Source organism: Kitasatospora sp. MAP12-44 (assembly GCF_029892095.1).
In the GTDB taxonomy this organism is placed as follows: Bacteria; Actinomycetota; Actinomycetes; order Streptomycetales; family Streptomycetaceae; genus Kitasatospora.
This window is the reverse complement of the sequence record NZ_JARZAE010000004.1, coordinates 6,174,334-6,200,143: the sequence shown is the minus strand read 5'-3', so window position 1 is coordinate 6,200,143 and position 25,810 is coordinate 6,174,334. Positions and strand designations below refer to the sequence as shown.

25 protein-coding genes and 1 pseudogene are annotated in these 25,810 nt (G+C 69.5%); 14 read left to right on the top strand and 12 right to left on the bottom strand.

The features are described 5' to 3' along the window. The first annotated feature begins 21 nt into the window (after positions 1–21). Complete coding sequence (locus P3T34_RS28430; RefSeq protein WP_280668877.1) at positions 22–1,797, top strand: TauD/TfdA family dioxygenase; 1,776 nt, start codon at positions 22–24, stop codon at positions 1,795–1,797. Positions 1,798–1,879: 82 nt separating this feature from the next. Here P3T34_RS28430 and P3T34_RS28425 read toward each other — a convergent pair whose 3' ends face one another. Continuing rightward, entirely contained in the window at positions 1,880–2,236 is a 357-nt protein-coding gene (locus P3T34_RS28425) for a ricin-type beta-trefoil lectin domain protein (protein WP_280672455.1), read from the bottom strand. On the opposite strand from P3T34_RS28425, the gene P3T34_RS28420 reads away from it, so the two are divergent. Together P3T34_RS28420 and P3T34_RS28415 are read left to right on the top strand one after the other, a co-directional pair. Beyond that, positions 2,178–2,360 carry a hypothetical protein gene (locus P3T34_RS28420; RefSeq protein ID WP_280668876.1) on the top strand — a complete coding sequence of 61 codons (183 nt, stop codon included), beginning with the start codon at positions 2,178–2,180 and terminating at the stop codon, positions 2,358–2,360. The genes P3T34_RS28425 and P3T34_RS28420 overlap by 59 nt on opposite strands. A 144-nt stretch (positions 2,361–2,504) precedes the next feature. Next, positions 2,505–3,110: a hypothetical protein gene (locus tag P3T34_RS28415; RefSeq protein WP_280668875.1), complete on the top strand. Its 606-nt coding sequence runs from the start codon at positions 2,505–2,507 to the stop codon at positions 3,108–3,110. Between the two features lie 68 nt (positions 3,111–3,178). On the opposite strand, the gene P3T34_RS28410 is transcribed toward P3T34_RS28415, so the two are convergent. Continuing rightward, on the bottom strand, positions 3,179–3,991 hold the full coding sequence (locus tag P3T34_RS28410; protein WP_280668874.1) for a GntR family transcriptional regulator: 813 nt from the start codon (positions 3,989–3,991) through the stop codon (positions 3,179–3,181). Positions 3,992–4,314: 323 nt separating this feature from the next. Between P3T34_RS28410 and P3T34_RS28405 the strand changes: the two genes are divergently transcribed. From P3T34_RS28405 to P3T34_RS28380, 6 genes are read left to right on the top strand one after another with little or no spacing between them, the layout of a single operon-like run. After that, positions 4,315–5,478, top strand: a complete 1,164-nt coding sequence (locus P3T34_RS28405) for an ABC transporter substrate-binding protein (protein WP_280668873.1) — start codon at positions 4,315–4,317, stop codon at positions 5,476–5,478. Between the two features lie 8 nt (positions 5,479–5,486). Beyond that, positions 5,487–6,452, top strand: coding sequence for an ABC transporter permease subunit (locus P3T34_RS28400; RefSeq protein WP_280668872.1), 966 nt, complete (start codon positions 5,487–5,489; stop codon positions 6,450–6,452). Beyond that, on the top strand, positions 6,452–7,273 hold the full coding sequence (locus P3T34_RS28395; RefSeq protein ID WP_280672453.1) for an ABC transporter permease subunit: 822 nt from the start codon (positions 6,452–6,454) through the stop codon (positions 7,271–7,273). Before P3T34_RS28400 ends, P3T34_RS28395 begins: the two co-directional genes overlap by 1 nt. A gap of 53 nt (positions 7,274–7,326) precedes the next feature. Then, complete coding sequence (locus tag P3T34_RS28390) at positions 7,327–8,427, top strand: ABC transporter ATP-binding protein (RefSeq protein WP_280668871.1); 1,101 nt, start codon at positions 7,327–7,329, stop codon at positions 8,425–8,427. Between the two features lie 8 nt (positions 8,428–8,435). Further along, positions 8,436–9,107, top strand: coding sequence for an HAD family phosphatase (locus P3T34_RS28385; RefSeq protein ID WP_280668870.1), 672 nt, complete (start codon positions 8,436–8,438; stop codon positions 9,105–9,107). Positions 9,108–9,112: 5 nt separating this feature from the next. Beyond that, entirely contained in the window at positions 9,113–9,436 is a 324-nt protein-coding gene (locus P3T34_RS28380) for a multidrug efflux SMR transporter (RefSeq protein WP_280668869.1), read from the top strand. Positions 9,437–9,468: 32 nt separating this feature from the next. On the opposite strand, the gene P3T34_RS28375 is transcribed toward P3T34_RS28380, so the two are convergent. The 4 genes from P3T34_RS28375 to P3T34_RS28360 form a co-directional block, all read right to left on the bottom strand. After that, positions 9,469–10,098, bottom strand: a complete 630-nt coding sequence (locus tag P3T34_RS28375) for an MBL fold metallo-hydrolase (RefSeq protein ID WP_280668868.1) — start codon at positions 10,096–10,098, stop codon at positions 9,469–9,471. 142 nt (positions 10,099–10,240) lie between these two features. After that, positions 10,241–11,236, bottom strand: coding sequence for a transporter (locus P3T34_RS28370; protein WP_280668867.1), 996 nt, complete (start codon positions 11,234–11,236; stop codon positions 10,241–10,243). Continuing rightward, complete coding sequence (locus P3T34_RS28365; protein WP_280668866.1) at positions 11,233–12,132, bottom strand: ABC transporter ATP-binding protein; 900 nt, start codon at positions 12,130–12,132, stop codon at positions 11,233–11,235. Before P3T34_RS28365 ends, P3T34_RS28370 begins: the two co-directional genes overlap by 4 nt. Continuing rightward, positions 12,129–12,530, bottom strand: a complete 402-nt coding sequence (locus P3T34_RS28360) for a GntR family transcriptional regulator (protein ID WP_280668865.1) — start codon at positions 12,528–12,530, stop codon at positions 12,129–12,131. Before P3T34_RS28360 ends, P3T34_RS28365 begins: the two co-directional genes overlap by 4 nt. 107 nt (positions 12,531–12,637) lie before the next feature. Between P3T34_RS28360 and P3T34_RS28355 the strand changes: the two genes are divergently transcribed. Then, positions 12,638–13,021, top strand: a complete 384-nt coding sequence (locus P3T34_RS28355; protein ID WP_280672678.1) for a hypothetical protein — start codon at positions 12,638–12,640, stop codon at positions 13,019–13,021. Between the two features lie 44 nt (positions 13,022–13,065). Further along, positions 13,066–13,347: pseudogene (locus P3T34_RS28350) on the top strand (IS630 family transposase); the annotation flags it as partial. 31 nt (positions 13,348–13,378) lie between these two features. Here the strand turns inward: P3T34_RS28350 and P3T34_RS28345 are convergent. From P3T34_RS28345 to P3T34_RS28330, 4 genes are all read right to left on the bottom strand, one after another. After that, positions 13,379–13,804 carry a hypothetical protein gene (locus P3T34_RS28345; RefSeq protein ID WP_280668864.1) on the bottom strand — a complete coding sequence of 142 codons (426 nt, stop codon included), beginning with the start codon at positions 13,802–13,804 and terminating at the stop codon, positions 13,379–13,381. Between the two features lie 208 nt (positions 13,805–14,012). Continuing rightward, complete coding sequence (locus P3T34_RS28340) at positions 14,013–14,288, bottom strand: hypothetical protein (RefSeq protein WP_280668863.1); 276 nt, start codon at positions 14,286–14,288, stop codon at positions 14,013–14,015. Then, complete coding sequence (locus P3T34_RS28335) at positions 14,281–14,580, bottom strand: hypothetical protein (protein WP_280668862.1); 300 nt, start codon at positions 14,578–14,580, stop codon at positions 14,281–14,283. Before P3T34_RS28335 ends, P3T34_RS28340 begins: the two co-directional genes overlap by 8 nt. A gap of 118 nt (positions 14,581–14,698) precedes the next feature. Beyond that, complete coding sequence (locus P3T34_RS28330; protein ID WP_280668861.1) at positions 14,699–15,784, bottom strand: Scr1 family TA system antitoxin-like transcriptional regulator; 1,086 nt, start codon at positions 15,782–15,784, stop codon at positions 14,699–14,701. A 142-nt stretch (positions 15,785–15,926) separates the two neighbouring features. Here P3T34_RS28330 and P3T34_RS28325 point away from each other — a divergent pair, with 142 nt between their 5' ends. The 3 genes from P3T34_RS28325 (at position 15,927) to P3T34_RS28315 (ending at position 20,010) form a co-directional block, all read left to right on the top strand. Further along, positions 15,927–16,157, top strand: coding sequence for a hypothetical protein (locus P3T34_RS28325; RefSeq protein ID WP_280668860.1), 231 nt, complete (start codon positions 15,927–15,929; stop codon positions 16,155–16,157). A 416-nt stretch (positions 16,158–16,573) separates the two neighbouring features. Continuing rightward, positions 16,574–18,028, top strand: coding sequence for a hypothetical protein (locus tag P3T34_RS28320; protein ID WP_280668859.1), 1,455 nt, complete (start codon positions 16,574–16,576; stop codon positions 18,026–18,028). Positions 18,029–18,039: 11 nt separating this feature from the next. Next, the gene (locus P3T34_RS28315) at positions 18,040–20,010 is read left to right on the top strand and encodes a phospholipase C, phosphocholine-specific (RefSeq protein WP_280668858.1); all 1,971 of its coding nucleotides are present in this window, start codon (positions 18,040–18,042) and stop codon (positions 20,008–20,010) included. Positions 20,011–20,255: 245 nt separating this feature from the next. On the opposite strand, the gene P3T34_RS28310 is transcribed toward P3T34_RS28315, so the two are convergent. Then, on the bottom strand, positions 20,256–24,941 hold the full coding sequence (locus P3T34_RS28310; protein ID WP_280668857.1) for a LamG-like jellyroll fold domain-containing protein: 4,686 nt from the start codon (positions 24,939–24,941) through the stop codon (positions 20,256–20,258). 584 nt (positions 24,942–25,525) lie between these two features. Next, a complete protein-coding gene (locus P3T34_RS28305) occupies positions 25,526–25,681 on the bottom strand; it encodes a hypothetical protein (protein ID WP_280668856.1) in 156 nt (51 codons plus the stop codon). Positions 25,682–25,810 lie beyond the last annotated feature (129 nt).

Below are 25,810 nucleotides of genomic sequence, written 5' to 3'. Positions count from 1 at the left end.
GGGCCAAGTTGTCTGTACAACTTGAGGCAACGACTGCACACCAAGACCGCCGGGCGAAGTGTTTCCGCACGCTTCACCTGCCCGACACCCGCGCCTCACCGCCACCCGGCACGGTGTTCCAAACGACAGAGTTGGCTATACAACTTCGTCGCCTCCGAGGAAGGAACACCCATGCCGCTCTCCCCGTACTGGCTGCGCGACAACTGCCCCTGCACGGACTGCCGCGACCCCCGCAACGGGCAGAAGCTGTTCCAGATCACCGACCTCCCGGACGATCTGACGATCAGTCACCAGGAGCAGGACGGGAAGCAGTTGACGATCGACTGGTCGGACGGGCACCGCTCGCGCTACCCGCTGTCCTGGCTGGAGCAGACGCACCAGGACGACCACCGCACCGAGCAGGGCAAGCGCCTGTGGCAGGCCGCCGACTTCGCCGCCGGCCTGCCCGAGGCGCCCTGGGAGGAGTACCTGACCGACCCCGCCGAGCAGGCGGCGGTGCTGCGCGCGGTGCAGCGGCTCGGCTTCGCGGTGCTGCGCGGGGTGCCGGCGGTCGACCGGCAGGTGCTGGCGGTGGCGGAGACCTTCGGCTACGTCCGATCGACCAACTACGGCGAGCTGTTCGACGTCCGGGTCGAGCCCGACCCCAACAACCTGGCGTTCACCAGCGTCGCGATCACGCCGCACACCGACAACCCGTACCGCGACCCCGTGCCCACCCTGCAGCTGCTGCACTGCCTGGAGAACGCCGCCGCCGGCGGTGACTCCGGGCTGGTGGACGGCTTCCGGGCCGCGGACCTGCTGCGCACCGAGGCGCCCGAGGACTTCGCGGTGCTGACCCGCACCCTGGTCCCCTTCGCCTTCCGCGACCGGCACACCGAGCTGCGCGCCGACCGGCCGCTGATCGAGGTCGACGCCACCGGCCGAATCCGCGAGGTGCGCTTCAACAACCGCTCGATCGGCACGCTGCGGCTGCCGACCGCCGAGCTGGACGCCTTCTACGCCGCCTACCGGACGTTCGCCGCGATCACGCTGCGCCCCGAGCTCCAGCTGGAGTTCCGGCTCGGCCCCGGCGACTGCCTGATCTTCGACAACGTCCGCCTGCTGCACGCCCGCACCGCCTTCGAGCAGGACGGCCACCGCCACCTGCAGGGCTGCTACGCCGACCTCGACTCGCTCGCCTCCACGCTCGCCGTGCTGGACCGCCGGATCGCCGCACTGGACACCCTGCAGGAGCTGTTCGAGGGCGCGGGCGCCGGTGAGTACCTCGGCGAGGTGGTCACCATGGCCGAGCACATGCTGCAGGCCGGCGCGCTGGCGCAGCGTTCCGGGGCGCCGGACGAACTGGTCGCCGCCGCCCTGCTGCACGATGTCGGCCACCTGTTCGACGAGCACAGCGTCGACGGCCACGGCGTCGACCAGCACAGCCACGGAGTCGTCAGCGGACGGCAGTTGATGGAGGGGACGGACAACCGCCACAGCGAGACCGGCGCCGACTGGCTGGCCCAGTGGTTCGGCCCCGAGGTCACCGAGCCGGTCCGCCTGCACGTGGCCGCCAAGCGCTACCTCTGCACGGTGGAACCCGGCTACCGGGCCAAGCTGTCCGAGGCCTCCGAGTACACCCTTCAGGTCCAGGGCGGCCCGATGACCGACGAGCAGGCCGCCGCCTTCGCCGCCCTCCCGGGCGCCGCCGACGCCGTCACCGTCCGCCGCCTGGACGACCAGGCCAAGGTGGCCGACGCCCGGACGCCGTCCTTCGAGCACTTCCGCCCGCTGCTGGCGGGCCTGCTGGCCGGTTGAGGCCCTCCCGGAAAACGGGGCGGGGCCCGCCCGACCTGGCTGGGTGCCAGGCCGGGCGGGCCCCGTACTCGGTGCTACCGGGTCAGCTTGCCAGCAGGCCGGTGGTCCAGCGCTGCGCGGGCGTGCCGTTGCAGTCGAAGATCTCCAGCCGGGTGGTGTTGGTGACGTTGGCGTTCGGGTCGTCCAGGCAGCGGCCCGAGGCCGGGTTCATGAACGAGCCGTCCGCGCGGGGTATCCACTGCTGGGTGTACGTGCCGTTGCAGGTGTACCACTCAAGGAGGTTGCCGTTGGTGGAGACGCCGTTGGTGTTGTCGAGGCAGCCACCCATGACGTTGAGGGTGCCGTTGGGGTTGACGGTCCACTGCTGGGCGGGAGTGCCGTTGCAGTCGAACATCTGGATGACCGTGCCGAGCGTCTGCCCGGCGCCGTTGTCGTCGATGCACTTGTTGGCCGCGACGCCGGAGATGATCGGGCCGGTGGTGGTGCTCGGGACGAACGGCAGGACCGAGACGTCCGCGATGGCGCCCTTGAACGGGTTGCTGTGGGCGTCGCCGTTGAAGTAGCGGCCGATGACCAGCGAGCTGGTGGAGGCGGCCGCGACCGTCGACGAGGTGCCCGCGCGCCGATCCGGTCAGCAGGTGTCCTAGCGTTCAGCTGCGGCGACGGTGGCCATGGGGGCTGCAGTGGCCATGGGGAAAGGAAGACTCATGGGGACGTTGATACGAATCGGCTACACCATCGTCTTCGCCCAGATCCTGGTGGGGACGGTGCTCAACCCGAACCTCTTCGGGCTGTCCGACGGCGCCTGGCTGCTGCTGGTGCTGGTGGAGTTCGTCGGCGGGCTGGTGCTGCTCGGTGTGCTGCAGGCGGCGTTGCCGCGGCGGTGGCAGCAGGCGGTGGCGGGGGCGCTGCCCACGTCGGCGATGCTGCGGCGGCGGGCGGACGGGGTGCTGGTGAAGCTGGGGGTGATCCCGGCGCGGTCGGCCGAGTTGGACATCGCCGAACTGGGCGCCGGCGTCACGCTGTTCGCGCGGGCGGTGCGGACGGACGGGGAGCGGCCGCGGCTCGGCGTGCTGCTGCTCGAGGCACCGGCCGCGGGCGGCGGGGCGATCCGCTGGCGCCAGGGGCCGGGGGCGCCCGAGCTGCTCGCCGGGCCGTACACGCTGTCGGAGCGCGGCGATACACCCGTGGGCGCCATCGCGCGGCGGCTGCGGGCCACCCGTACGGTACGGATCGGGGCGTTCGCCACGGTCCAGGTGACGCCGATGGACCTGGCGGTGCTGGAGCATGTGGCAAAGCGAAGCTTCGCATAGCGCTACGGAAGCCGATGCCCGCCCACCCCGACAACGGGTGGGCGGGCATCGGCATATCCGCGGGGGTGTCAGTCGTCGGCCCGGGCGTGCCTCGAAAGGGCCGAGGTGGCAAGGGAGTTGTGGACGCTGAAGGCCACCGTGCCGGGGAGGTAGCGGTCCTGGGACCACTCGACCGGAGTACCGGTGGGGTCGGTGGTGCGGCGGCGCTCGCGCAGCAGCGGGGCGCCGCGGCGGCAGCCGAGGAGCTTGGCGTCCTCGGCGTTGGCGGCCACCACGTCGATGGTGTGGTCGGCGTCCGTGAAGAGGATGCCGTGCTCGCGCAGCTGCTCGGTGTGCGAGACCACATCGGGCGGCAACTGGGCCACCAACTGGCCGATGTGCTGCGGGTAGACGGTGCGCTCGACCATCACCGGGGTGCCGGAGAGGGTGCGCAGGCGCAGCGTCACATAGACCTCGGCGCCCGGCTCCAGGCGCAGCTGCTCGCGTTCGGCGGCGTCGGCTGGACGGCGGATCAGGGATTCCAGGCGACCGCCGGGCTCCTCCCCCATCGAGCGCGCCCAGTGCGTGAAGCTGAGCAGTTCGGAGAAGCTCTGGACCCGCGCGTTGCCCAGCACCACGCGGCGGGTGCCACGGCGCGAGGTGACCAGTCCGTCGGCGCGCAGCACGGCCAACGCCTGGCGGACGGTGCCGCGTGACACCCCGTAGCGCTCGGCCAGCGCGCCCTCGGCGGGCAACCGGCCGGCCTCGCCGTACGCACCGGTGGTGATCGCCTCCCGCAGGTCGGCGGCGACCTGACGGTACAGCGCACCCCCGGCGTCCACCACGGCGGAGCCCCCCGGCTCCGCGGCGGCCTGCTCGTCCTGCGTGCTGCTGGCAGTCATGACCCTTCCCACCGGTCCCTCCCAAGTCGCTGTCCTGTGCACGGATGCGGCCGAGGACGAGTCCGACCTTATCCGCTACCACCAGGTCGTTCGTGCGACTGAGCGTCCGGTTTCACCCCACCGGACTCGACCGTTCCCGTAGCCGACCCCTGTTCTGGGCCGCCCGTTCACCTCCTGGACATCAGAGTCCGGCGTACTTACCCCCGTCAGGACAAGTTGGCTGGCCAACTTGATCTGCCCCTCAAGCTTCTCTCGAATTTCCCCGCACCTGAAGGTGCACCCCCTTGCGTCCCCGTGCCGTACCCCGACCAGGAGACTCTCCCGTGACCACGCACCGTGCCCGCACCGCCGCCTTCGCGGCCGTGCTGACCGCCGCCGCGCTTTCCCTCTCCGCTTGCGGTTCCGCTGGAACGGCGTCCACCGCCGGCGCTTCGGGCGGGGCCAAGGACGCGAAGACCGCGACCTCCGCCGCCGACTTCGGCGGCATGGACGCCCTGGTCGCCGCCGCGAAGAAGGAGGGCACGCTCAACGCGATCACCCTCCCCCGTGACTGGGCCAACTACGGCGCCATCATGGACGCCTTCACCGCGAAGTACGGCATCAAGATCCAGGACGAGAACCCGGACGGTTCCAGCCAGGACGAGATCAACGCGATCACCTCGCGCAAGGACCAGGACCGCGCCCCCGACGTGGTGGACCTCGGCAGCGCCTTCGCGCTGAGCGCCGCCAGCCAGGGCCTGCTCGCGCCGTACAAGGTCACCGGCTTCGACCAGATCCCGGACAGCATGAAGGACGCCACCGGCCTGTCCTACAACGACTACGGCGGCTACATGTCGATCGGCTGCGACGCCAAGAAGGTCGCGGTCTGCCCGAAGAACTTCTCGGACCTGCTGAACCCGGCCTACAAGGGCATGGTCGCCCTGAACGGCGACCCGACGAAGGCCGGTGCCGCCTTCGGTGCCGTCTACGCGGCCGCGCTGGCCAACGGCGGTTCGCTGGACAACATCCAGCCCGGCATCGACTTCTTCGGCAAGCTGAAGAAGGCCGGCAACTTCAACCCGGTCGAGGTCACCCCGGCGACCATCCAGAAGGGCGAGACCCCGATCTCGGTCGACTGGTCGTACCTGAACGCCGGCTACACCGACAAGTTCGCCTCGCAGGGCATCCAGTGGCAGGTGTCGATCCCCTCGGACGGCAGCTACGCGCAGTACTACAACCAGGCGATCAACAAGTGGGCACCGCACCCGGCCGCCGCTCGCCTCTGGGAGGAGTACCTCTACAGCGCCGACGGCCAGAACGGCTTCCTCAAGGGCTACGCCACCCCGGCCCTGTTCGACGCCATGAAGACCGCGGGCACCCTGGACCCGACCGCCGTCTCCAAGCTCCCCACGGTGACCAAGCCCTTCACCACCTTCCCGACCCAGGCCCAGACTGACGCGGCCAAGAAGGTCGTCACGCAGAACTGGGCCGCGGCGATCGCGGGCTGATCAACACCATGAATGACACGGCTCCCACCCCGGTGCCGTCCCCCGCCGCCACTGAAACCCTCAGTGGCGGCGCGGGGGCCGTCAGCACCGCGCTCCGCACCCCTACCCCCACCACCGCCAAGCGGCTGCGCCCGCGTGGCGGCGCCTGGCTGGCCACCCTGCCGCTGCTGATCTTCTTCGCGATCGGCTTCGGCCTGCCGGCCATCGCGATCGCCATCGGCGCCTTCACCACCTCGGACGACTCCCCCGGCGGCGGTGGCACGTTCACGCTGTCGAACATCACCGACTCGGTCCAGGGCGCCTACTGGACGGCCCTGCTCGGCAGCATCAAGCTCGCCGCGCTGACCGCGCTGATCGGCACCATCGTCGGACTGCCGCTCGCCCAGGCGATCGCCACCTCCCGCTTCCGCCTGGTGCGCGAGTTCGTCCGCTCCGGCTCCGGCGTGCTGGCCAACTTCGGCGGTGTGCCGCTGGCCTTCATGTTCGTCGCGACCCTGGGCAACGCGGGCGAGGTCACCCAGAAGCTGGACCTCACCAAGCACGGCTGGAGCCTCTACAGCTTCACCGGTCTGAGCGTGGTCTACCTCTACTTCCTGATCCCGCTGATGATCCTCACCATCACCCCGGCCCTGGAGGGCCTGCGGGTGCAGTGGCGCGAGGCGGCGGCCAACAACGGCGCCACCACCCTGCAGTACTGGCGGCACGTGGGTCTGCCGATCCTGCTGCCCTCGCTGCTCGGCGGCTACATCCTGCTGTTCGGCTCGGCCTTCGCCGCGTACGCCACGGCGGCCGCGATGGTGGGCGCCTCGGTGCCGCTGATCAGCCTGCAGATCTCCAACGCGCTGTCCGGCAACGTCCTGGTCGGCCAGGGCAACCTCGCCCTCGCGCTCGGTCTCGACATGATCGTGATCGCCGTCCTCGTCATGGCGATCTACCTTCCCCTCCAGCGCCGGAGTGCCAAGTGGCTAGCCTGATCTCCCGTCTGCGCGTCTGGCGCGGTTTCGTCCTGCTGCTCGCCGGGATCTACTTCGCGGTGCCGCTCGCGGCGTCGGTGCTCTTCAGCGTCGACAACCCGATGACCAAGACCTGGAGCCTGCGCGCCTACACCCAGCTGCTGGGCGCGCCGGGCTTCACGGACAGCCTGCGGCTCAGCCTGGAGCTGGCCGTGGTGACCGTCGCGATCCTGCTGCTCCTGCTGGTGCCGGCGATGGTCGCGACCCGGCTGGGCGCGCCCAAGCTGCGCCCGGTGCTCGAACTGATCTGCTCGATCCCACTGGTCGTCCCGGTGGTCGCGCTGACCACCGGCATCATCGGCGTGCTGCGCTGGGGCCCGGACTACCTGTCCAACACCCCGCTCTTCCAGACCATCCTGGCCATCCAGAACCCCACCTTCCCGGTGGTCCTGGTGATCGCGTACGTGCTGATGGCGCTGCCCTTCGCGTACCGCGCGATCGACGCCGGTCTGGGCGCCGTGGACGTCAAGACGCTCGTCGAGGCCGCCCGCAGCTGCGGTGCGAGCTTCCCGCGCGCCGTCTTCTCCGTGGTTGTGCCCAACCTGCGCACCTCGCTGCTGAACGCCTCGGCGCTCACCGTGGCCCTGGTGCTCGGCGAGTACACCACCGCCTCGATCCTCGGCTTCACGCCCTTCACGGTGTGGATCGCCTCGAACGGCAAGAACGACGGCCAGATGTCGGTCGCGGTCTCGATCCTGAGCCTGATGATCGTCTGGATCGTGCTGCTGCTGATCTCCGCGGTCGGCCGCGAGCGGCGCAGCCGCAAGTCCGCCGCTTCCTGATCCACCGCTTCCTGATCCGCAGCGTCCCCCCGTTACTCCAGGAGTTCACCCCCATGACCACCACCCCGCTCACCGCCCCGCCCACCGGAGTGCCGCTTCACCCGGGCAGCGCGACCGTCGAGTTCCGTTCGCTGCGCAGGGCGTTCGGCTCGACCACGGCGCTGGACGGTCTCGACCTGACGGTCCACCCGGGCGAGCTGCTCGCGCTGCTCGGCCCGTCCGGCTGCGGCAAGACGACGGCGCTGCGGATCCTGGCCGGCTTCGAGACGCACGACTCGGGCGAGGTGCTGGTCGACGGGGAGGACGTCACCAAGACCCCCGCGCACAAGCGTGACGCGGGCATGGTCTTCCAGTCGTACAGCCTCTTCCCGCACCTGACGGCGGCCGACAACGTCGCCTTCGGGCTCAAGATGCGCGGCACCGGCAAGGCGCAGCGCCGCGCCCGCGCGATGGAGCTGCTGGAGCTGGTCGGTCTGCCGCAGCGCGCCGAGCACTTCCCGCACCAGATGTCGGGTGGCCAGCAGCAGCGCATCGCGCTGGCCCGTGCCCTGGCCCTGCAGCCGCGCGTGCTGCTGCTCGACGAGCCGTTGTCGGCGCTGGACGCCAAGGTGCGACTCAACTTGCGTGAAGAGATCCGCCGCTTGCAGCAAGAGCTGGGTATCACGACGCTGTTCGTCACGCACGACCAGGAGGAGGCGCTGTCGATGGCCGACCGGGTCGCCGTGCTGCGCGCGGGCCGGCTGGAGCAGTGCGCCACGCCGTCCGAGCTCTACGCCCGCCCGACCACCGCCTTCGTCGCGGAGTTCGTCGGCACCATGAGCCGGATCCCGGCCACCCGCTCCGGCGACGGCGTCGAGGTCTTCGGCCGCCGCCACGCGGTGGACGGCACCGTGCCCGCCACCGGCGACCTCGACGTGCTGGTCCGCCCCGAGAACGTCGGCCTGAAGCCGGCCGCCAACGGCACGGCCGTGGTCATCGGCGCCAGCTTCCTGGGCGCGGTCACCCGGCTCACCGTCAGGCTGCCCGAGGGCACCGAGGTCAAGGTCGACCTGGCCACCGAGCAGGCCGCGCTGCTCCCGATCGGCGGCAGCGCCGAGCTCACCCTGCCGGACCGCCCCGTCCTGGTGGACGTGCGCACGAACGCCGGGCAGTGATCAACCAGATGAGCAGCACCCGAACCATCCCCGCCGCCGTGCTCTTCGACATGGACGGCACCCTCGTCGACACCGAGCACCTGTGGTGGGAGGCGAGCGCCGAGGTCGCGGCCGAGCTGGGCCTGACCCTGGGCGACAGCGACGTCCCCGAGGTGCTCGGCCAGGCGGTCGAACACACCGCGGCGCACCTGCACCGACTGGCGCCGAGCGACCGCAGCGAGGGCGAACTGGCCTCGCGGCTCTCGGAGTTGTTCACCGGCAAGGTGGCCTCCGAGGTCATCCCGCGGCCGGGCGCGCTGGCCCTGCTGGCCGCGCTGCACGAGGCGGCGGTGCCCACCGCGCTGGTCTCCGCCTCGCCGCGCGAGGTGGTCGACCTGGTGCTGCGCACGCTCGGCACCCAGTGGTTCACCACCACGCTGGCCGCCGAGGACACCCCGCGCACCAAACCCGAGCCGGACCCCTACCTGGCCGCCGCCGCGCGCCTGGGCCTGGACCCGGCGCAGTGCGTGGCCGTGGAGGACACCCCGACGGGCGTCGCCTCCGCCCACGCGGCCGGCTGCGCGGTGCTCGCGGTGCCGTCCGCCGTGCCGATCGCCGCCGCGCCGGGGATCACCCTGCTGGAGAGCCTGGTCGGCGTCGACCTCGCGTTGCTGGCCGGGCTCACCAGCCCCGCAGAATAGTCAGCATGCCTGCCTATCTGCTGCTCACCTTCGCCATCGCCAGCGAGGTCTGCGCCACCAGCTGCCTCAAACTCACCGACGGCTTCAGCAAGCTGTGGCCGAGCATCGGGGTCGGAGTGGGCTATGTGCTCTCCTTCCTGCTGCTCGGCCAGGCGCTGAAGCACATCCCGGTCTCGGTGGCCTACGCCGTCTGGTCGGGCGCCGGCACGGCGGCGGTGGCGGCGATAGGCACGATGGCCTTCGGCGAGCAGCTGGGCAGACCCCAGCTGCTCGGCCTCGCGCTGATCATCGCGGGCGTGGTGCTGCTGAACCTGCGCGGCAGCCACTGAGACCGCCGGCGGCAGCCGCGGGGCTACTGCGGCTACTGCGCGAGATCGACCGAGCCGCCCAGCGGGATCCGGGCGTACTCGGCCCCGCCCTTCGTCTCCACCCACCAGTCGAAGGTCTCCAGGCCGATCTCGTTGAGGTGGGCGTCGTGGATCGGGAACGCCCGGGCCGGCCCGACCGCTCGGACGAACCCGATCGCCTCGCCGAGCTTCAGCCACGGCCCGGACGCCGGCACCAGCAGCGTCTCGACCGCGTCCGCCTCGGCGGGGACGAACAGCGAGTCGCCCGGGTGGTAGATGCCGTCGACGATGAACCCCAGGTTGGGGCAGCCGGGCAGGTCGTCCACGACCCCGGCGTGCTCCCCGCCGACGGCGCGCACGGTGAACCCGCCCGCGCTGAAGGTGTCCCCCGCGGCGACCGGGATCGCACCGTCGCCGAGGGCTGAAGCCAGCGCGGCGTGGGTGTGCACGGTCAGTGCGGGGTTCCTGTCGCGGGCCGCCCGGAGCTGCTCGACGTCGATGTGATCGTCGTGCTCGTGGGTGATCAGCACGGCGGTGGCGCCGCGCAGTGACTCCGGATCGGACAGCGTGCCCGGGTCGATCACCAGCACCCGGTCACCGTCTTCGATCCGTACACAGGCGTGGCCGTATTTTGTCAGACGCATCTGCTCAACTTATCGTCCACTGTCGCGCGCTGACGCGCGGACCGTAGAGTTGCCGGGCGGCCGAAGCCAGTTGCGTTGGCTTCGGCCGCCCCGCGTTCTGCCACGGCCCGCGGCTCGGGTCAGGCGGTTCAGGTCCCGCGGTTCAGGTCAGGCGGCGCAGCCACCAGGCGCAGAAACCCGCCAGGCCTGCGGACAGGGCGAGGAAGAACGCGGTTTCTGACCACTGGACGGTCCAGTAGCGGTCCGCGGGCTCGTAGGAGATCGGCACCCGCAGACCGGCGTCGGCCACGCAGCTCGTCCAGTCGGCGCGCGCGGCCGCCGAGCAGGTCTGCCCCATGGTGACCGTCCTGCCTGCCGCGTTGATCGCGGGCGTGGCACCGGAGAGCACCCAGGCGCCCGGCATGGTCAGTTCCGCCTCGAAGTGGGCGTCCGGTCCCCTACCCGTGGTCCCGATGAGCCTCGCGGAGTTGATCGCCGCAGCGTTGAGCGCGACGTCGGCACGGACGGGCGTCACCAGGTGCGGCCGGATCGCGATCGGCATGAGCAGCTGGACGGCGGTGAACACGGTCAGCGTGACGGCCATCGCCGGCACGCTGCGACGGAGCAGCAATCCGGCGCAGGCCCCGAGCGTGAAGGCGAACGCGGCGTAGCCCAGCGGCGCGACACCGCGTGCGTCGAAGAGCAGCGGGATGAACCGGTTGTTGTTGATCCGGTCGATCGGAGCGGCCCACCAGGACACCAGGAGGCTGAGCAGTCCGGTACCGACCACCGCCGCCAGACCTACGGCCAGCAGCTTGACCATGAGCCAACGAGTGCGGGTGACACTCTGGTTCCAGACCAGCCGGTGCGTGCCGGCCTCCAGCTCGCGAGCGATCAGCGGCGCCCCCCAGAAGGCCCCGACGATGCCGGGCACGGCGGTCAGCAGAGCGCTGAACACGTAGGACGGCACGGCGTAGTGGGCGGCCAGCGCGGACATGGCCGAGCCGCAGCCGCCCTGGCCCCCGCAGCTCGCGAGAGCGCTGTCGTAGGAGTGGCGCAGCTGGGTGCCGGTGACCACCAGGAAGATCGCCGCAGCGGCCAGCGCGCCGAGCATCGCCAGGGCAGGCGTGCGGAATTGACGCCAGGTCAGCCAGATCATCGCTGCGCCTCCAGGACGGGTCGGCGGCCGGCCTCGGTGGCGGCTGCGGCCTGGATCATGTACGTGAGGACCAGATCCTCCAGGTCGAGGGGCTCCATCACCCAGGCCGGATCCTGGATCGCGGCGTCGGCGCGGACGATGAACGTGCTCTGCCGCTCGGTGTGCTCGGCCTGCAGGACCCGGATCCCGTCGGGCAGCGTGTCGGCCTCGCGGCGGGCGGTGGTGAGGCGGAAGTGGGTGGCGAGCAGCTCGTCGATCTCACCGTCGGCCTGCACCCGGGAGGCAGCGAGGACGATCAGGTGGTCGCAGACCCGCTCCAGGTCGGTGACCAGGTGCGAGGAGAGCACGACGCTCACCCCCTCCTCAGCCACGAACTCCATCAGGCTCTGCAGGAACTCGCGGCGGGCCAGCGGGTCCAGGGCGGCGACGGGCTCGTCCAGGAGGAGCAACTCCGGCCGCTTGGCGACCGCGAGGGTCAACGCCAGTTGCGCGCGCTGGCCGCCGGAGAGCCGGCCGGCCCGTTGAGCGGTGTCGAGGCCGAGCCGGCTGATGCGCTGCTCGGCCAACTGCTGATCCCAGCGCGGGTTGAGCCGCTGGCCCAGGCGCAGGTGGTCGGCGATGGACAGCGCGGCATAGGTCGGCGTGTCCTGGGCGACGAAGCCGACCCTCGCCAGCTGGGCCGCGCCGGAGCCGGGACGGGCGCCGAGGACTTCGATGCTGCCCGAGGTGGGCGTGAGCAGTCCGCACGCCAGTTGCAGCAGCGTCGACTTGCCGGCCCCGTTGGGCCCGACCAGCCCCACGACGCGGCCGGCCGGCACGCTCAGGGTGCAGTCGGTCAGCGCCTGGCGGCGGCCGTAGCGCTTGCCCAGCTCTCTGGCTTCGAGTATCGCGGTCATTTCTCCTCTTCTTCGGTTGCGGTGGACGTGCGGAAGGTGGCCTGGAACAAGGCCTGGATGCTCTCCTCGTCCAGCCCCGCACTGCGCGCCTTGGCGAGCCATGCCCCCAACTCGCGGCGCAGCGGCTCGTGTTCGGACAGCGAGCTGTCATCGCTGAGGGTGCGGGTCACGAACGTGCCCACCCCGGGCTTGGGTGAGACCAGACCCTCGTTCTCCAGCTGCCGATAGGCCTTGAGAACGGTGTTGGGGTTGATCGCGACCTTGGCCGCGACGTCCTTGACGGTCGGCAGCCGGTCCCCCACGGACAGCAGGCCCAACCGCATGGCCTGGCGCACCTGGTGGATCAACTGCATGTACGGCGCGACCCCTGATCGGGCCTCGATGTGGAACTCGATCACTGTCGTCTCATTCAGCTAGGTTCCTAGCACTATAGGACTATGACTCTGACGCCATGTCAAGACGCGCTGGTCGGAGGGATCGAGGACCGCGGCGATACTTGTCACCCATGAGAGTCAGATGTCTGGAGATCGTCCACCCCGACGGCGACGTCCCTGTCGCGGAGTTCGACGGGATCCGGGTGGGCGGTGTGTACGCGGTTCTGGAGATGGTCACCTACGACCTCGACTGCCAGATCCGCGTGCTCGGCCCCGGCACCCCCGACCCCGGACTGCTCTGGGACCCCGCCTCCTTCGAGACGGTCGACACCCGGATACCCCCCGGCTGGACCCTCGTCATCGCCGACGGCCACACCCGCCTCGCCGACACCCGCTGGCAACGCCCCGGATTCTGGACCGCCTACGCCAACAGCGACCCGCAGGCCCAGGCCGACTACGACCAAGTGAAGCGCGAACTCCTCACCCCCGCCCCACCCATGAGAACTGCCCCCTGAGCCCAGGTGCCCTCCCCGCATCCGGACTAGCGCTGCGACCGAGCCGCTGGGCGAACAGCAACAACGTCGACCTCTGCTTCACCCCGACCAACACCTCCTGGGCCAACCCCATCGAGGCGCACTTCGGACGACTGCGGCAGTTCACCCTCGCGAACTCCCACCACCCCAACCACACCGTCCAGACCCGAGCGCTGCACGCCTACCTGCGCTGGCGCAACGCCAACGCCCGCCACCCCGACGTCCTGGAAGCCCAACGCCGGGAGCGCCCCCGGATCCGAAGTGAGAAAGGCGTCCGATGGGGCGGCCGCTGCCCCGTGGCCGCTTGACGGCTTTCGGCGAGACTGGCCGGCGGCGGCCTTATCGGGTCTGCTCCTCAGGGGGAAGTCGAGAGATCTTCCTGCCGGCATCGGTCTCGACCAGGGTCAGAGCACCGACCCAGTCACCGTCCTTCGGGGAGTCCCAGCTGGCCTCATCTTCCAAGGCCATCGCAAGCTGATCGCGTGGCACCAGATCTCCTGGCTGGAGCCCCTGCTCTCCCATGGGCGAAACCCACGGCGCAATCCGCCGGACCTCGACCCACCCGCGATCGACAAGAGCGAGCAGGACGCCAGCGATCTCGCCCAGCGGTCGATCTCGATCGTCGTCCTCGAGATCACCCCAGAAGCCCGGAAGGATGTCGATCTCGAACGCATTGATCATGAAGGCCTTCTCAAGCCCGGACAGTTCGTCCCACTCGCACTCGCTCACGCCGTAAGCGTCGCAGAAGCCGATGACCGGTTTCATCCCGCATCCTGCCTACCTGCCGTTGCCCCTTGCCCCTTGCCCAGGAAGCGCACCATCCCGGTGAACGTTGTCGGTCACAGCACTAGCAGGCGTAACGCCGTCCCACCCGACGTCATCCGCGATGTGATCTCAGCGTCGAACCGGCCGACTTCTGGGTCCGGACGACGACCCGAGCATCAGCCGTGGCACCCAACACCGCACGGTCGGGTCAGAGGGGAATGATCCTGGTGAGTAGGACGACGTGCCGATGGCGGTCGATGACGTATTCGACCAGGCCGCGGCCGTGCGGGATCGGCAGCCTGCGCCAGTCGCCGGCGCTGTCACGGGCGGTGCTGGCAGGCAGCCACGGGTCTTCGGCGATCGCAACCGTGAGCGCGACCACCGCGCTGAACAGGTCGACCGGCAGAGCGGGGTCGGACAGCGCATCCTGGACCGCCTCGGAGGGCTCGACCGGCCACAGGTCGCCGTCCTCGTCCTCACTCACCGGGCATCTCCGCGCCGCGGTCGCGCCGCAGGCGGAGAACGTCGGCCATGGTGCCAGTGGGCAGGGTACCCGCGCGGGCGGCGGCGATGATGCGTTCCTGTTCGGGGTCGGCATCCAGCTCGGCCTCGCACCACCAGCGGTTCAGGACCTGCTCGACCTGGTCGATAGGGGCGTGGCCGAGCTCGCGGTAGAACTCCATCCGCCGCGCCCCGCTCAGGGCCTCGGCGATACCGTCCGGCGTGCGCGGCACGCGGGGCTGCGGTTGGTGGTGGTGAATGGGCTGAGCACTCATACGAACCTCCTGCAAGTACCTACCACGATATCCGCTCCGCGCGGGTTGGCGGCGGGCGTCCAGCCGTGCGGGGCCAGCCCGGCAACCTGCGCAGATGGGCAGCGGCCGTACGACTTGGTCAGACGGAACCGAACTCGCCGGCGGCGACGGCGGCGGTGAACGCGGACCAGGCGGCGGCGTTGAAGGTGAGCTGCGGGCCCTGGCGGTCCTTGCTGTCACGCACGGGGACCACACCATCGGGAGCGGCGAGGTTGAGGGCCACCTCGACGCACTCGCCGCCATCGCCCTGGCTGTAACTGCTGGTCAACCAGTCCGCTTTGCGGTGCGAGTACTGGATAGGCCTGGACTGATTGGTCGTGATGGTCACGTTGCTGAGCCCTCTCATGACGCCGCGGATCAGGCGAGCGGAGTCCGATACGGAGAGTGCTTCCGCCCTGAGCCGATCATAGAACCGGGAGTAGTCCGGAAGCACTTCTGGATCTCTGATGAAATGGCCGCTGCTCATGCTTTCCGAGTAGGCCCATTGCACCCCACCTGGCAGCTGCATGAGGATCATGCCGCCGCTCTTGCCAGTTCGCTCGCCCAGCTCGAACTGGGCTACCTGGACGATCACGTTGGGATGCCGCTCGCCGACCGCCAACAGGTGCTCCAGCTGCTCGCGCATTACCAGTCTGCCCCCGACGTGGCTCCGAATCGCCAGTTCACTGAGAACGGCGACCAGTTGCGGCCCACCCGGCACGAAGAACCGCCTCTGTCGGCTCATGCGGGCCGCGACACTGCTGGAGATCGCCCGCCCGTCGGCGTCTGGCCGGATGAACCGAAAGAGCGCGCGGGCGTAGGCCGGAGTCTGCAGCAGGCCTGAAATACGCTCGACGTGGTAGCCCCGGATGAGTTCCGCCTCCGACTCCAACTTCACGTAGAACTTGAACCAGTCCGGGTGCACCACCTCCCGCTGCCAGTCCACGTCCTTCCACGCGCGCACCAACGTGCCCTCGGTCAGGAGCAGTTCGTCCAGCCGCTCCGCGTACGCAATCCCCGGCGCCCGCTCGGCTCCTTCGAAGCGTGACAACAGCGAGGCATCACACGGCACTTCGCGCGCGAGCGCCGCCCCCTTCCACCCTCGGCGCTCGCGCCAGTCGCGGAGCATCCAGCCCCAGGCCTCGGGGGTCAGCGGGGCATGCTCGCTCGAACGTCGCGTCGCCATGTCCACACCTCTCGCTCAGGATCTGTGACAGACGGCCGCTGTCACGCCGTCGATCTTTCCAAGCTACTACCGGCTGCCGATGCTTGGTAGCAGAAAGCTACGAAAGGAGCGGTCCTTGGGCACGCACAGAGACGATTCACGGTTGGCCGCCATCACGGCCCAACTGCGGGACGAGGCAACCCGCGCCCTCAACGGGCTGATCACCACACTCAGGCTCGCGGACATCGTCCTCCCCTCCGCCTGCCTGGACGGGGTCTCGGGATTCACCGGGACCGTCCTGATCGACCTCGGCCGGGCCCGGCCTGACGTCGTGGTCGAGTTGACAGCACTCCTCCTCGACGGGTTGAACGCACGTGAGCAGCAGCAGAGTTGAGCTGGTGGGCGCGCCGGCGGGTGCGGCGCTGCCCGCTCGGTTGGCCGAACTGTCCGCTGTGCGAGGGGAACTGGACACGTGAGCCGAATGACGATCCGGGTCTACCGGATCACCGAAGGCGGTCAACGGGTCGAGCTGAACGCCACCCGGCACGTGCCGCTCGCCACCCCTAAGGAGATCCGCAACGCCCTCACCTGGCCGCCCTGCGCCTGCCCGCAGTGCACCTGCCCCCATAGACATACGCACCGAGCCCGCGCCACTACTGCACAGTAGCCGCCATCTCGCCAGCGTGTTCGGCCAACTCCCGACCGTCCGTCACGTCCTGTTCATGTGAAGTCCGTCGGCGGCCAGGTGAATGAGGACATAGTTGTTCAGCCAACTCCTCCCTCACCCAGCCCCTGGCGGACAGGAACACCGTGGCCACAGGCAGCTCCCTTGCTCTGAGCACCCCGACCACTCCCACCGAAGGCGACAAGCTCACTTTCCACTGGACCACCGACGCCTCCGATGCCAAGAACTGGGTCGGGATCTACGACGGCACCCGCCAGCCCGGCACCGGCTCCTCCCTCCTCTGGCAGTACACCCCGGGGGCCTCGGGGGATCTCACCCTCGACACCTCCGCGCTGACCGGCGGCCCGTACACCGCCTACCTGTTGGCGAAGGACGGCTACGGCATCCTCGCGCAGAGCGCGCCGTTCAGCTTTACGCCGAAGCCCGCGATCGTCGCCCCGCACAGCGCGGTGGACGCACTGACCGCCACGCCCGTCGCGCCCGGAGCCGCCGTCAGTATCAAGCTCGGCGGGCTCTGGTCCCGCCCGGCCGGCAACCCTGCGGGCAGCGCGACCTTCCGCCGTACGGGTGCGAGCTCCTGGCTGAACGTCTCGCCCGACGGCACCGTCACCGGCACCGCGCCCGCCTCGCCGCTCGCGCGCCCCGCACTGCTGACCGTCGCCGTCAAGGACAGCACGGGCGCCTCGGACACCGTGACCGTGCAGGTCCCGGTCGTCGACCCCAAGGCCAAGGGGCGCCTGAAGGTGGCCAGTTGGAACCTCTGGGACGCCGGTACGCACAGCACCGACGGGCTGGAGAAGCAGCTGCGGGTGATCCTCACCCAGGGCTGGGACGTCCTCTCCCTCCAGGAGACCGCCGGCAGCAACGCCCAGAAGCTGGCCGACGCGCTCGGCTGGTACGCCTACCAGAGCCCGGGCAGCGTCGGCATCCTCAGCCGCTACCCGCTCACCGCCGTCACCCCGGTGACCGCCGCGCTGCCCGCCGCCGGGGCCACCGTCCAGCTGCCGGGCGGCCGCAGCGTCCGGCTCTGGGCGGCCCACCTGGACGAGAACTCCTATGGCCCGTACGCGTTCCAGGACGGCCAGAGCGCCGCGCAGGTGACCGCCACCGAGACCGCGTCGCTGCGCTACCAGCAGACGCAGGCGCTGCTCGCCGCGATGCGGGCCGACCTCGCTGCCGCCGGAACCGGGGCCGGACACGTCCCGGTGATCCTGGCCGCCGAGCTGTCCTCCCCCTCGCACCTGGACTGGACGGTCGCCGCCCGCGGCACCGCCCTCAACTGGCCTGTCACGGTGGCACTCCAGGACGCCGGCCTGACTGACGCCTTCCGCGAAGACCACCCGAACCCGGTGAAGATCCCCGGCACCACCTGGTCGCCCACCCGCAAGGTGCGCGGCGCCACGGCCGAGCCGCAGGACCGGATCGACTACGTCCAGTACGCGGGCAGGCTCTCGCTGGTCGAGGCGCACACGCTGGCCACCGGCTGGCCCGCCGCCGCCCCCGCAGCGACACCCAACAGCGCTGCTGCCAACGGCTGGCCTTCGGACACCGCCGCCGCCGTCGCCACCTTCACCCTCTGAGAGGCCTCGACATGCCCGAGCTCAACCGTCGTACCTTCGTGGGCGCCGCGGCAGCGGCCGGAGCCGCCGCCGTGGTCGGCCTGCCCACCGCCGCCGAGGCCGCCTCCGACCGCGGCGACTCCCCCGACGGCGTCCGCGACGTCAAGCACGTGGTGATCCTGATGCAGGAGAACCGCAGCTTTGACCACTACTTCGGCTCGCTGAACGGCGTGCGCGGCTTCGAGGACAAGCAGGCGCTGCGCTTCCCGAACGGCAACTCGGTCTTCCAGCAGCCCGACGCCGGGCGCAGCGACGGCGGCGCGATGCTGCCGTACCGGATGGACACCACCAAGTACAACGCGCAGAACGCCGGCGGCCTCGCCCACGACTGGGCGACCAGCCACCAGGCGATCAACAACAGCGCGATGAACAAGTGGGTGGCCGCCAAGGGCGAGCGCACCATGGGCTACTTCACCCGCGCCGACATCCCCTACCAGTACGCGCTGGCCGACGCGTTCACGCTCTGCGACGCGTACTTCTGCTCGCTGGCCGGGCCCACCGACCCCAACCGCCTCTACCTGTGGACCGGCACCTCGGGCCCGGGCAAGGACGGCACCACCGGTCCATGGATCGACAACACCCCGGTGACGCAGAACCCGGTCGCCGACTGGACCACCTACGCCGAGCGCCTGGAGGCCGCCAAGGTCAGCTGGCGGGTCTACCACAACCCGAGCGAGGACGACCGCACCGGCGACTACGACGACAACGCGTTGTCGTACTTCAAGCAGTTCCACAACTTCCCCACCACGGACCCGCGTTACATCAACGCGATGACCAAGTTCGACCTCACCGCCTTCGACGCGGACTGCAAGGCCGGCACACTGCCCACCGTCTCCTGGATGGTCGCGCCGTACCTGTTCTGCGAACACCCCAACGCCAGCCCGGACTACGGCGCCTGGTGGGTCAACTCCGCGCTGCAGTCGCTGATGTCGAACCCGGAAGTGTGGAAGCACACCGTCTTCCTGGTGATGTACGACGAGAACGACGGCTACTTCGACCACATGGTGCCGCCCACCCCCGAGGCCGGCACGCCCGAGGAGTTCGCCCAGGGCCGGCCGATCGGCCTGGGCAACCGGGTGCCGCTCTGGGTGGCCTCCCCCTGGTCGCGCGGCGGCTACGTCAACTCCCAGGTCTTCGACCACACTTCGGTGCTGCGTTTCCTTGAGGTGGTGACCGGCGTCCAGGAGCCCAACATCTCCGACTGGCGCCGGACCATCTGCGGCGACCTGACCAGCTGCTTCGACTTCGACAAGCCGGACTACTCGATCCCCCAACTGCCCGACACCAACGCCCTGATGGCCAAGGCCGACGCGGGCGCTTCCCTTCCCCCCGTCGCACTGCCCGCAGTCGGCACCCAGTCCATGCCCGTCCAGGAGCGCGGCAGCCGGCCGCACCGCGTGCTGCCGTACCGCCCGTGGGCTGACATCGACGTCGACCGGGAGACCGGCAAGGTCACCTGCACGATGACCAACTTCGGCACGGTGGGCTACCACTTCACCGTCTACCCGAACATCGCGTTCCCGTTCGCGGGCACCCCGTTCACGGTGGCGGCCGGAGCCAGCAAGACGTACGTCTGGGACGCCTCAACCACCGACGGCCGCTACGACTTCACCGTGCACGGCCCCGACGGCTTCGTCGCCGCCTTCGCCGGCACGGTGACCCGCCTGGAGCAGGAGGACGTCCCCGTCCCGATGTGCACGGCCGACCTGCGCGACCCCAAGCTGATCCGCCTGGAACTCGCCAACGACGGCGAGGGCCCGGTCAGCTTCACCGCCACGGCCAACGACTTCGCGGGCACCCCGCAGACCGCCTGGGTCGACTCCGGCAAAACCGTCAAGCTCGACTGGCCCCTCGACCCCGCCGGCCGCTACGACGTCACCATCACCGCCGCCACCGGCACCCGCTTCACCCAACGCTACGCCGGCACCGCCCACCCCTCCTGACCCCCACCAACGCCCGACGCCCCGGCACCTCGCCTCGGCTCGTCGGGCCACGCTGATCCGCCATTGCTGCTGCGACTGAAAAGGGGTCCCGCTCCACCCGGATATCTGAGTGGAGCGGGACCCCTTTTGATGAGCAGTCAGCTCAGTCGGGACTGCCCTGACACTCCCTGACGGAGTGCGGAGCGTGCCGGGGCCGGTACAGAGGTCTCCGCGCCAGCCCCGGCATGTTCTCGCAGGTAGGTGGGTCAGTGGAGGGCGAAGGAGAGAGCTGTGGCGCTGCCGGCCGTACCCGCGATGGGGTTGTCATGCCAGCCGGAGGAATCGGTGTAGATCTCGTGCAGGACCCCGCCTTCGGAGGCCTCGATGATGCGCCCACCGTTAGAGAGGACCTTCATCGACAGCGCGGTGATGTTGCTGCCGACGCCCACGACCGGGTTGTCGTGCCAGACGCCGGAGGTGTCGTTGTAGATCTCGTGCAGGACTCCGCCTTCGGAGGCCTCGATCACCCGGCCCCCTGTGGGGCTGTAGGTGGACCCGAGGGGGGTGATGTTGCCACCGACGCCCAGGACCGGATTGTCGTACCAGTTGCCGGAGGAGTCCTTGTAGATCTCGTGCAGGACCCCGCCCTCCGAGGCCTCGATCACCCGGAGCCCTGTGGAAGTGTAGGTGAACCCGAGGGCCGTGATGCCGCCACCGACGCCCAGGACCGGATTGTCATGCCAGTTGCCGGAGGAGTCTTTGTTGATCTCGTGCAGGACTCCGCTTTCGGAGGCCTCGATCACCGGGAGCCCTGTGGGGTCGTAGGCGAACCCGAGAGCCGTGATGCCGCCACCGACACCCGCGACCGCGCTGTCATGCCAGTTGCCGGAGGAGTCGCAGGAGATCTCGTGCAGGACTCCGCCTTCGGAGGCCTCGATCACCGGGAGCCCTGTGGGGCCGTAGGCGAACCCAAGAGCCGTGATGCCGCCACCGACACCCGCGACCGCGTTGTCATGCCAGCCCGACGCGTCCGGGTACACCTCATGCAGGGCGTTGCCCTCGACTGCCTGGATCACCCGGTTGTACGCGGGGTTGGATGCGGTGTTGGTGGACCACAGGGGCGTCCCGTCCACGGAGTAGAGGACCAGGTTCCCGTCGGGCTGGAAGATCAGACCGTCGCCGCTGTGGCCGGCGGTCGAGGTGGACCACAGGGAGTTGGTCTGGTTGGCCGCGTCGGTGGCGGTGGGGTAGGCGACGAGATTGCCGTCCGTCTGCAGTGTCATGACCGCGGCCGCGTGGGTGGTAGTGACCTTGGAGTACTGCTGTATGCCTGCGACGGTGATGGTCAGCTGTCCCTGGTTGAACGCCATCGCGTTGGCGCCGAGCTGCCAGCTGCGCCCGGTCGGGTAGACGGTGCCGTCGGACGGAAGCGTGATCGCACTGTTGGGGCCGGCGGCACTGCCGACCTGGTAGGGCGTGAGCGCCTGGTTCCAGGTCTGGATCTGGGAGACCCGACCCGAGAAGTACGCGGCGTGGGTGGGTTTGCTGTTGGAAAGGAAGTCACCGACGGTGAATGGACCGCGGAAGAGGCTGCCACTGGCGGGAGTGTGGGTGCCAGTGCCCGCTTCAACGCCGTTGACGTAGATCGCCATCTGCTTGGTGACGGAGTTGTAGGTCGCGGTGAGGTGGGTCCAGAGGGTGAGGTTGACGGTTCCCCCGCGGGCGCAGTCGTAGGGCCAGCCAGTGCTGTCCGTGGTGGCCAAGCAGAAGAACCACTGGTTGCTGTTCACATCCGGGTAGAGCAGCAAGCCAGAGGTGTACGTACCGTCCTGGGAGAGGACGACACCGCCGCTGGCGCTGGGCTGTGCCCAGGCGGAGACGGTGAAGTTCCCGCTCACGTTGACCGCGGAGCCTGTGGCGGCCAGCGAGCCGGTCGTCGGGGTGGCGCCGGTGTTCAGGGCGACGTCGGGGGTGAACAGGTCCTTGGTGCTCCAGTTGGCACCAGCCTGTCCGGCCAGCGCGAGACTACCGGCGGGATCGGCGGCGGTGGTGACCTGGGTGCCGTCTGCGGTGCTGTCGTTCAGGGCCCAGCTGTGCGACGGCGGCGCGAGGGTCTGGGGGGTCGCCTGGGAGGTGAGGGTGGGCGTGGTGGTGCCGCTGAGGAAGTTCGCGGTGACTGCTCCTGCACCGCTGACAGACCACAGGTCAGGGTATCCGTCGCCGTTGATGTCGGCCGCTTCGAGGGTCGGCTTTGAGGTGGCGTCCCATCCGCTCGTGGCGAGTTCGACGGGGGTGACCGAAGCGCCGGCGAGGAGGTTCTGCATCGCCGTGGGGCTGTAGTAGTAGAGCTGGCCTCCGGAATCGGAGCGGGCGAAGAGAGCCGGCAGGTAGTTGACGACGGTAGTCGCGATGGTCCAGCCGGTCCAGTCGCCCTTGCCGGTCGGGTTGGTGCCCAGGTTGACCCAGGCGTTGAAACCGGAGAAGGCCGCGGGCGTTGCCGACGCGGGGTCTAGGTAGAGGGAGCCATCGACGGTGAGCAGGATGTCGGGAAAGAGGCTGACCGGGGTGCCGTCGTTGTTGGTGTTGCCGTTGGCGATGTTGCTGAGGCTTCCGCCGCTTGCGACGTGCGTCGCGTACTGCTTAGTTGTCGACGACTGGAAGACGTTGCTGGTGATGTTGACCTCGGCGCTGGAGTCGGGGGAGAGGGGAGAGCCGTCCCCATCGCCGTAGAGGATGTGTCCGACGCCGGTGGAAGGGTTGTAGTCGAGGACGTCGTTGAATCCGGTTCCGCCGAAGTGTCCGGTGATGGCCTGGGTGCCGTTCCAGTCGGTGGGTGTGCCGTTGGTGTTGAGGGCCGTTCCCTGCGCACCGATGTTGGTGGCGGCGGTGTTGATGGTGCTGGCCGTGCCTCCGGAGGCGAGCCACAGGCCAGGGGGCAGGCCGGCTTGGCCGCCGACGACGGTGAGGTCCGCGTGGCCAGCACCAGTGAGGTCGTTCTCGACAGCGGTGGCAGGGAGCTTAGCGTTCAGGATGACCGTGGCGGTGTCACCGATGTTGCCGCCGGGCGAAACCGCGGTGACGGTGAGGGTGTTGACCCTGCGGGTGGGGGCGATGTTGACGCTGGCGGTGCCAGCGTTGGCGGAAACCGTGCCGGGGGCTGCGCCGTTGAGTTGATAAAGGTAGCTGGCAGGGGTGCTGCCGGTGGAGTTGGCGGTGAAGGTGAAACCCGCAGCGGTGCCGACGGTGTAGCTGGTGGCGTTCTGGGTGACGGTTGGGGCGCCGGGGTGCGTGGGATCGAAGGCGAACCGGCAGGTGGTGCTGGCGGGGCTGTTGAACGTGCCGTCACTGGTGTAGACGGTCCACTCGAAGGGCGTCTGGGCGCCTGCGGAGGAGTTGACGAGTGTTGTCCGCGGTATGAGGAGGGAGGCGGTGGTACCTGAGGTGGCTGGCAGATTGGAGGTGGTGCTGGATGCGACGATGGCCCTGGTCAAGGAGTTGACGACAGTGAAGGCGACACCGAGAGTGCCGCCGTCGGGGTCACTGACGCCGGCGTACAGGGTGACGTCGCCGTTGCCGACGATGGTCGGGGTGGCGGCGCCGCACGCGGTGTTGGGCGAGGTGGTCAGCGGGCCGGGTGTGTTGGGCGCGTGGTCGTAGGTGGTGGACATGTACATCGCGGAGGGCTGGAACTTCTTCCAGCCGTAGGGGTCGGTCTCGTCCGAGGCGCGCAGTCCCAGGGTGACGTTGGACCAGGAGCCGTTGGCCGCGGACTGCATCAGGCTGGTGGTGTCGAAGCCCACGGAGGCCGTCGGGCAGGCGCTCGAGTAGCCGTTGGCGACCGACTGGGTGTCACTCTTGCTGTTCCACGAAGGCTGGTTGTTCCAGGTGGTGGCCGCCGAGATGGCGCCGGTGAACCAGAGTTCGACGTTGCGCGCGCTGCACGAGGGGGCGTAGGTCTCGGTGGCGTAGAAGCGCGAGGACATGACGGTGCTGCCGTAGATGCTGCTGGCAATCGACATCTGGGCGAAGGCGCGCCCCACGAAGTACGGGGATGTCCAGGCCTGGTCGCCGACGCGCAGTCCCTCAGTGTCGGAGGTCTGCGAGTAACTTGTATCGGGGAAAGAGGAGTTGACGTACGTCCAGGCCTGAGCCGCACCTCCGCCAGCCGAGTACGTCGGGTCGATGTAGAGCGGCCAGATGGTGTTCTTGCCCGTGAGCAGGGTCGGGTCCGGGGTCAGGGTGATCTTCCCGGAGCCGTAGACGGCCTTGAGGGGGGCGGTATGTGCGGCCGCTCCCGGTCCCGCCTTGCTGGAGGCGGCGGGAGCGCCAGAGCGGGCATCGAGGGTGGTGCCTGTGCTGGGGTCGGTCACGGTGGGAGCCGCGGGGTTGGTCGCGGAGTCCCACACACCCTTGTTGGGTGCGGGGGCGGAGAAGACGACGGTGCCGTGCGAGTCCTTGGCGGTGATGTTCCCGGCCGAGTCGGTGGCGAGGTCGACGCCGGTGGTCTTGGTGGAGAACGCCAGGGAGGCCAGGGCCGGGTTGGCGGCCGCCGTCGCGTCCTTGATGACCAGGACCTCGGAGAACCCGCCCTGGGTGTCTGCGGTGACCTGCAGGTCAACGCCGTTGAGGAGGGCATAGGTGGCGGTCGGCCCGGCCAGGGTGGGCGCGGGCAGCTTTGCCGTCAGAGTGCTGGGCAGTGTCAGGGCCAGCGACCGGGCGCCGGTCTTCATGACGGCCAGGGGTGAGCTCCCGCCACCGGAGAGGGTCAGGTCGCTGGTGCTCATCGCGGGTCCGATGGAGCCGTCCGCACGCTTGACCAGTGTGGCGTCCAAGGGCTTCCAGGCACCGTTTTGGCGTTTGCGGACCGGGGCGAGTGCCTGGTTGAGGGTGAAGGTGCCGTTGGCGTTCGCGGTCAGCTGGTCGGTCGCGGTGGTCGCCGCGTCGACAGACACGGCCTTCCCTGTCGACCGGGCCCTGACCGAGGCCTGATCAGCGGTCAACGGCGCCGTGCTGGGTGTGGTGACACTGCCGCGTGCGGCGGTTCCACCCGTGGTGGCCTGGGCGGGGATTGCGACGGCACTCAGCGTCAGTGCGGTGAGCGCTGTGGCAATCGTTGTGGCGAGTATGCGTATTCGTGATGTGGATAGTGGCATGGACTTCCCATCCAACCTTTCATTGCGCGTGGCGTGCCGGTCGGGCGTTAGCGTCGACCTTCCGATGGAGCGTTGCACGTCAGACGGACAGCTGCGGATGCGATTCCCGGAGGGTCCAGCACACGTTGGGCGGATTGCCCCCACTTTGCGGCATTTGCCAATGGTGATCTTGGCAAAGCTTTACCCAAACCCCATCAGGAACGTTCGAATACCCGATACCGCGATGAGCCCGCGCTGCCATAGTCGTGGGCGACCCAGTCTGATGATCGGTCTGGGCAGTGCTTCCGCCTGCCCGTCAGGCGGCTGATTCCGGGGATGGGGCAACACATGCGCCGAGGCGATGGTGGCGAGCGGGACGGTATACGGCAGCGGTTCCGACCAGCCTACGAGGGTGGTGTGGGGGGCCGGTTGCTGCGGACCGTCTGCGCGGTGGTTCTGCTCGCGGCGGCGACGACGGTGCCGGCGCAGGCCGCCGGGCTGAGTCTGGGGGCTCCCAAGCCGCCGGCGGCGCCGTTGACGAAGTCCGTCACGGGTGGCACGACGCTCACCCCGAAGCACATTCAGCCGAAGGACGACACGAAGCGGGCCTTCAAGCCTGCTGCGGTCAACTGGCCTGGTGCGGCGCAGGGTTCCACAACGTTGGGGACTGCGGCTGACGGCCACTCTGA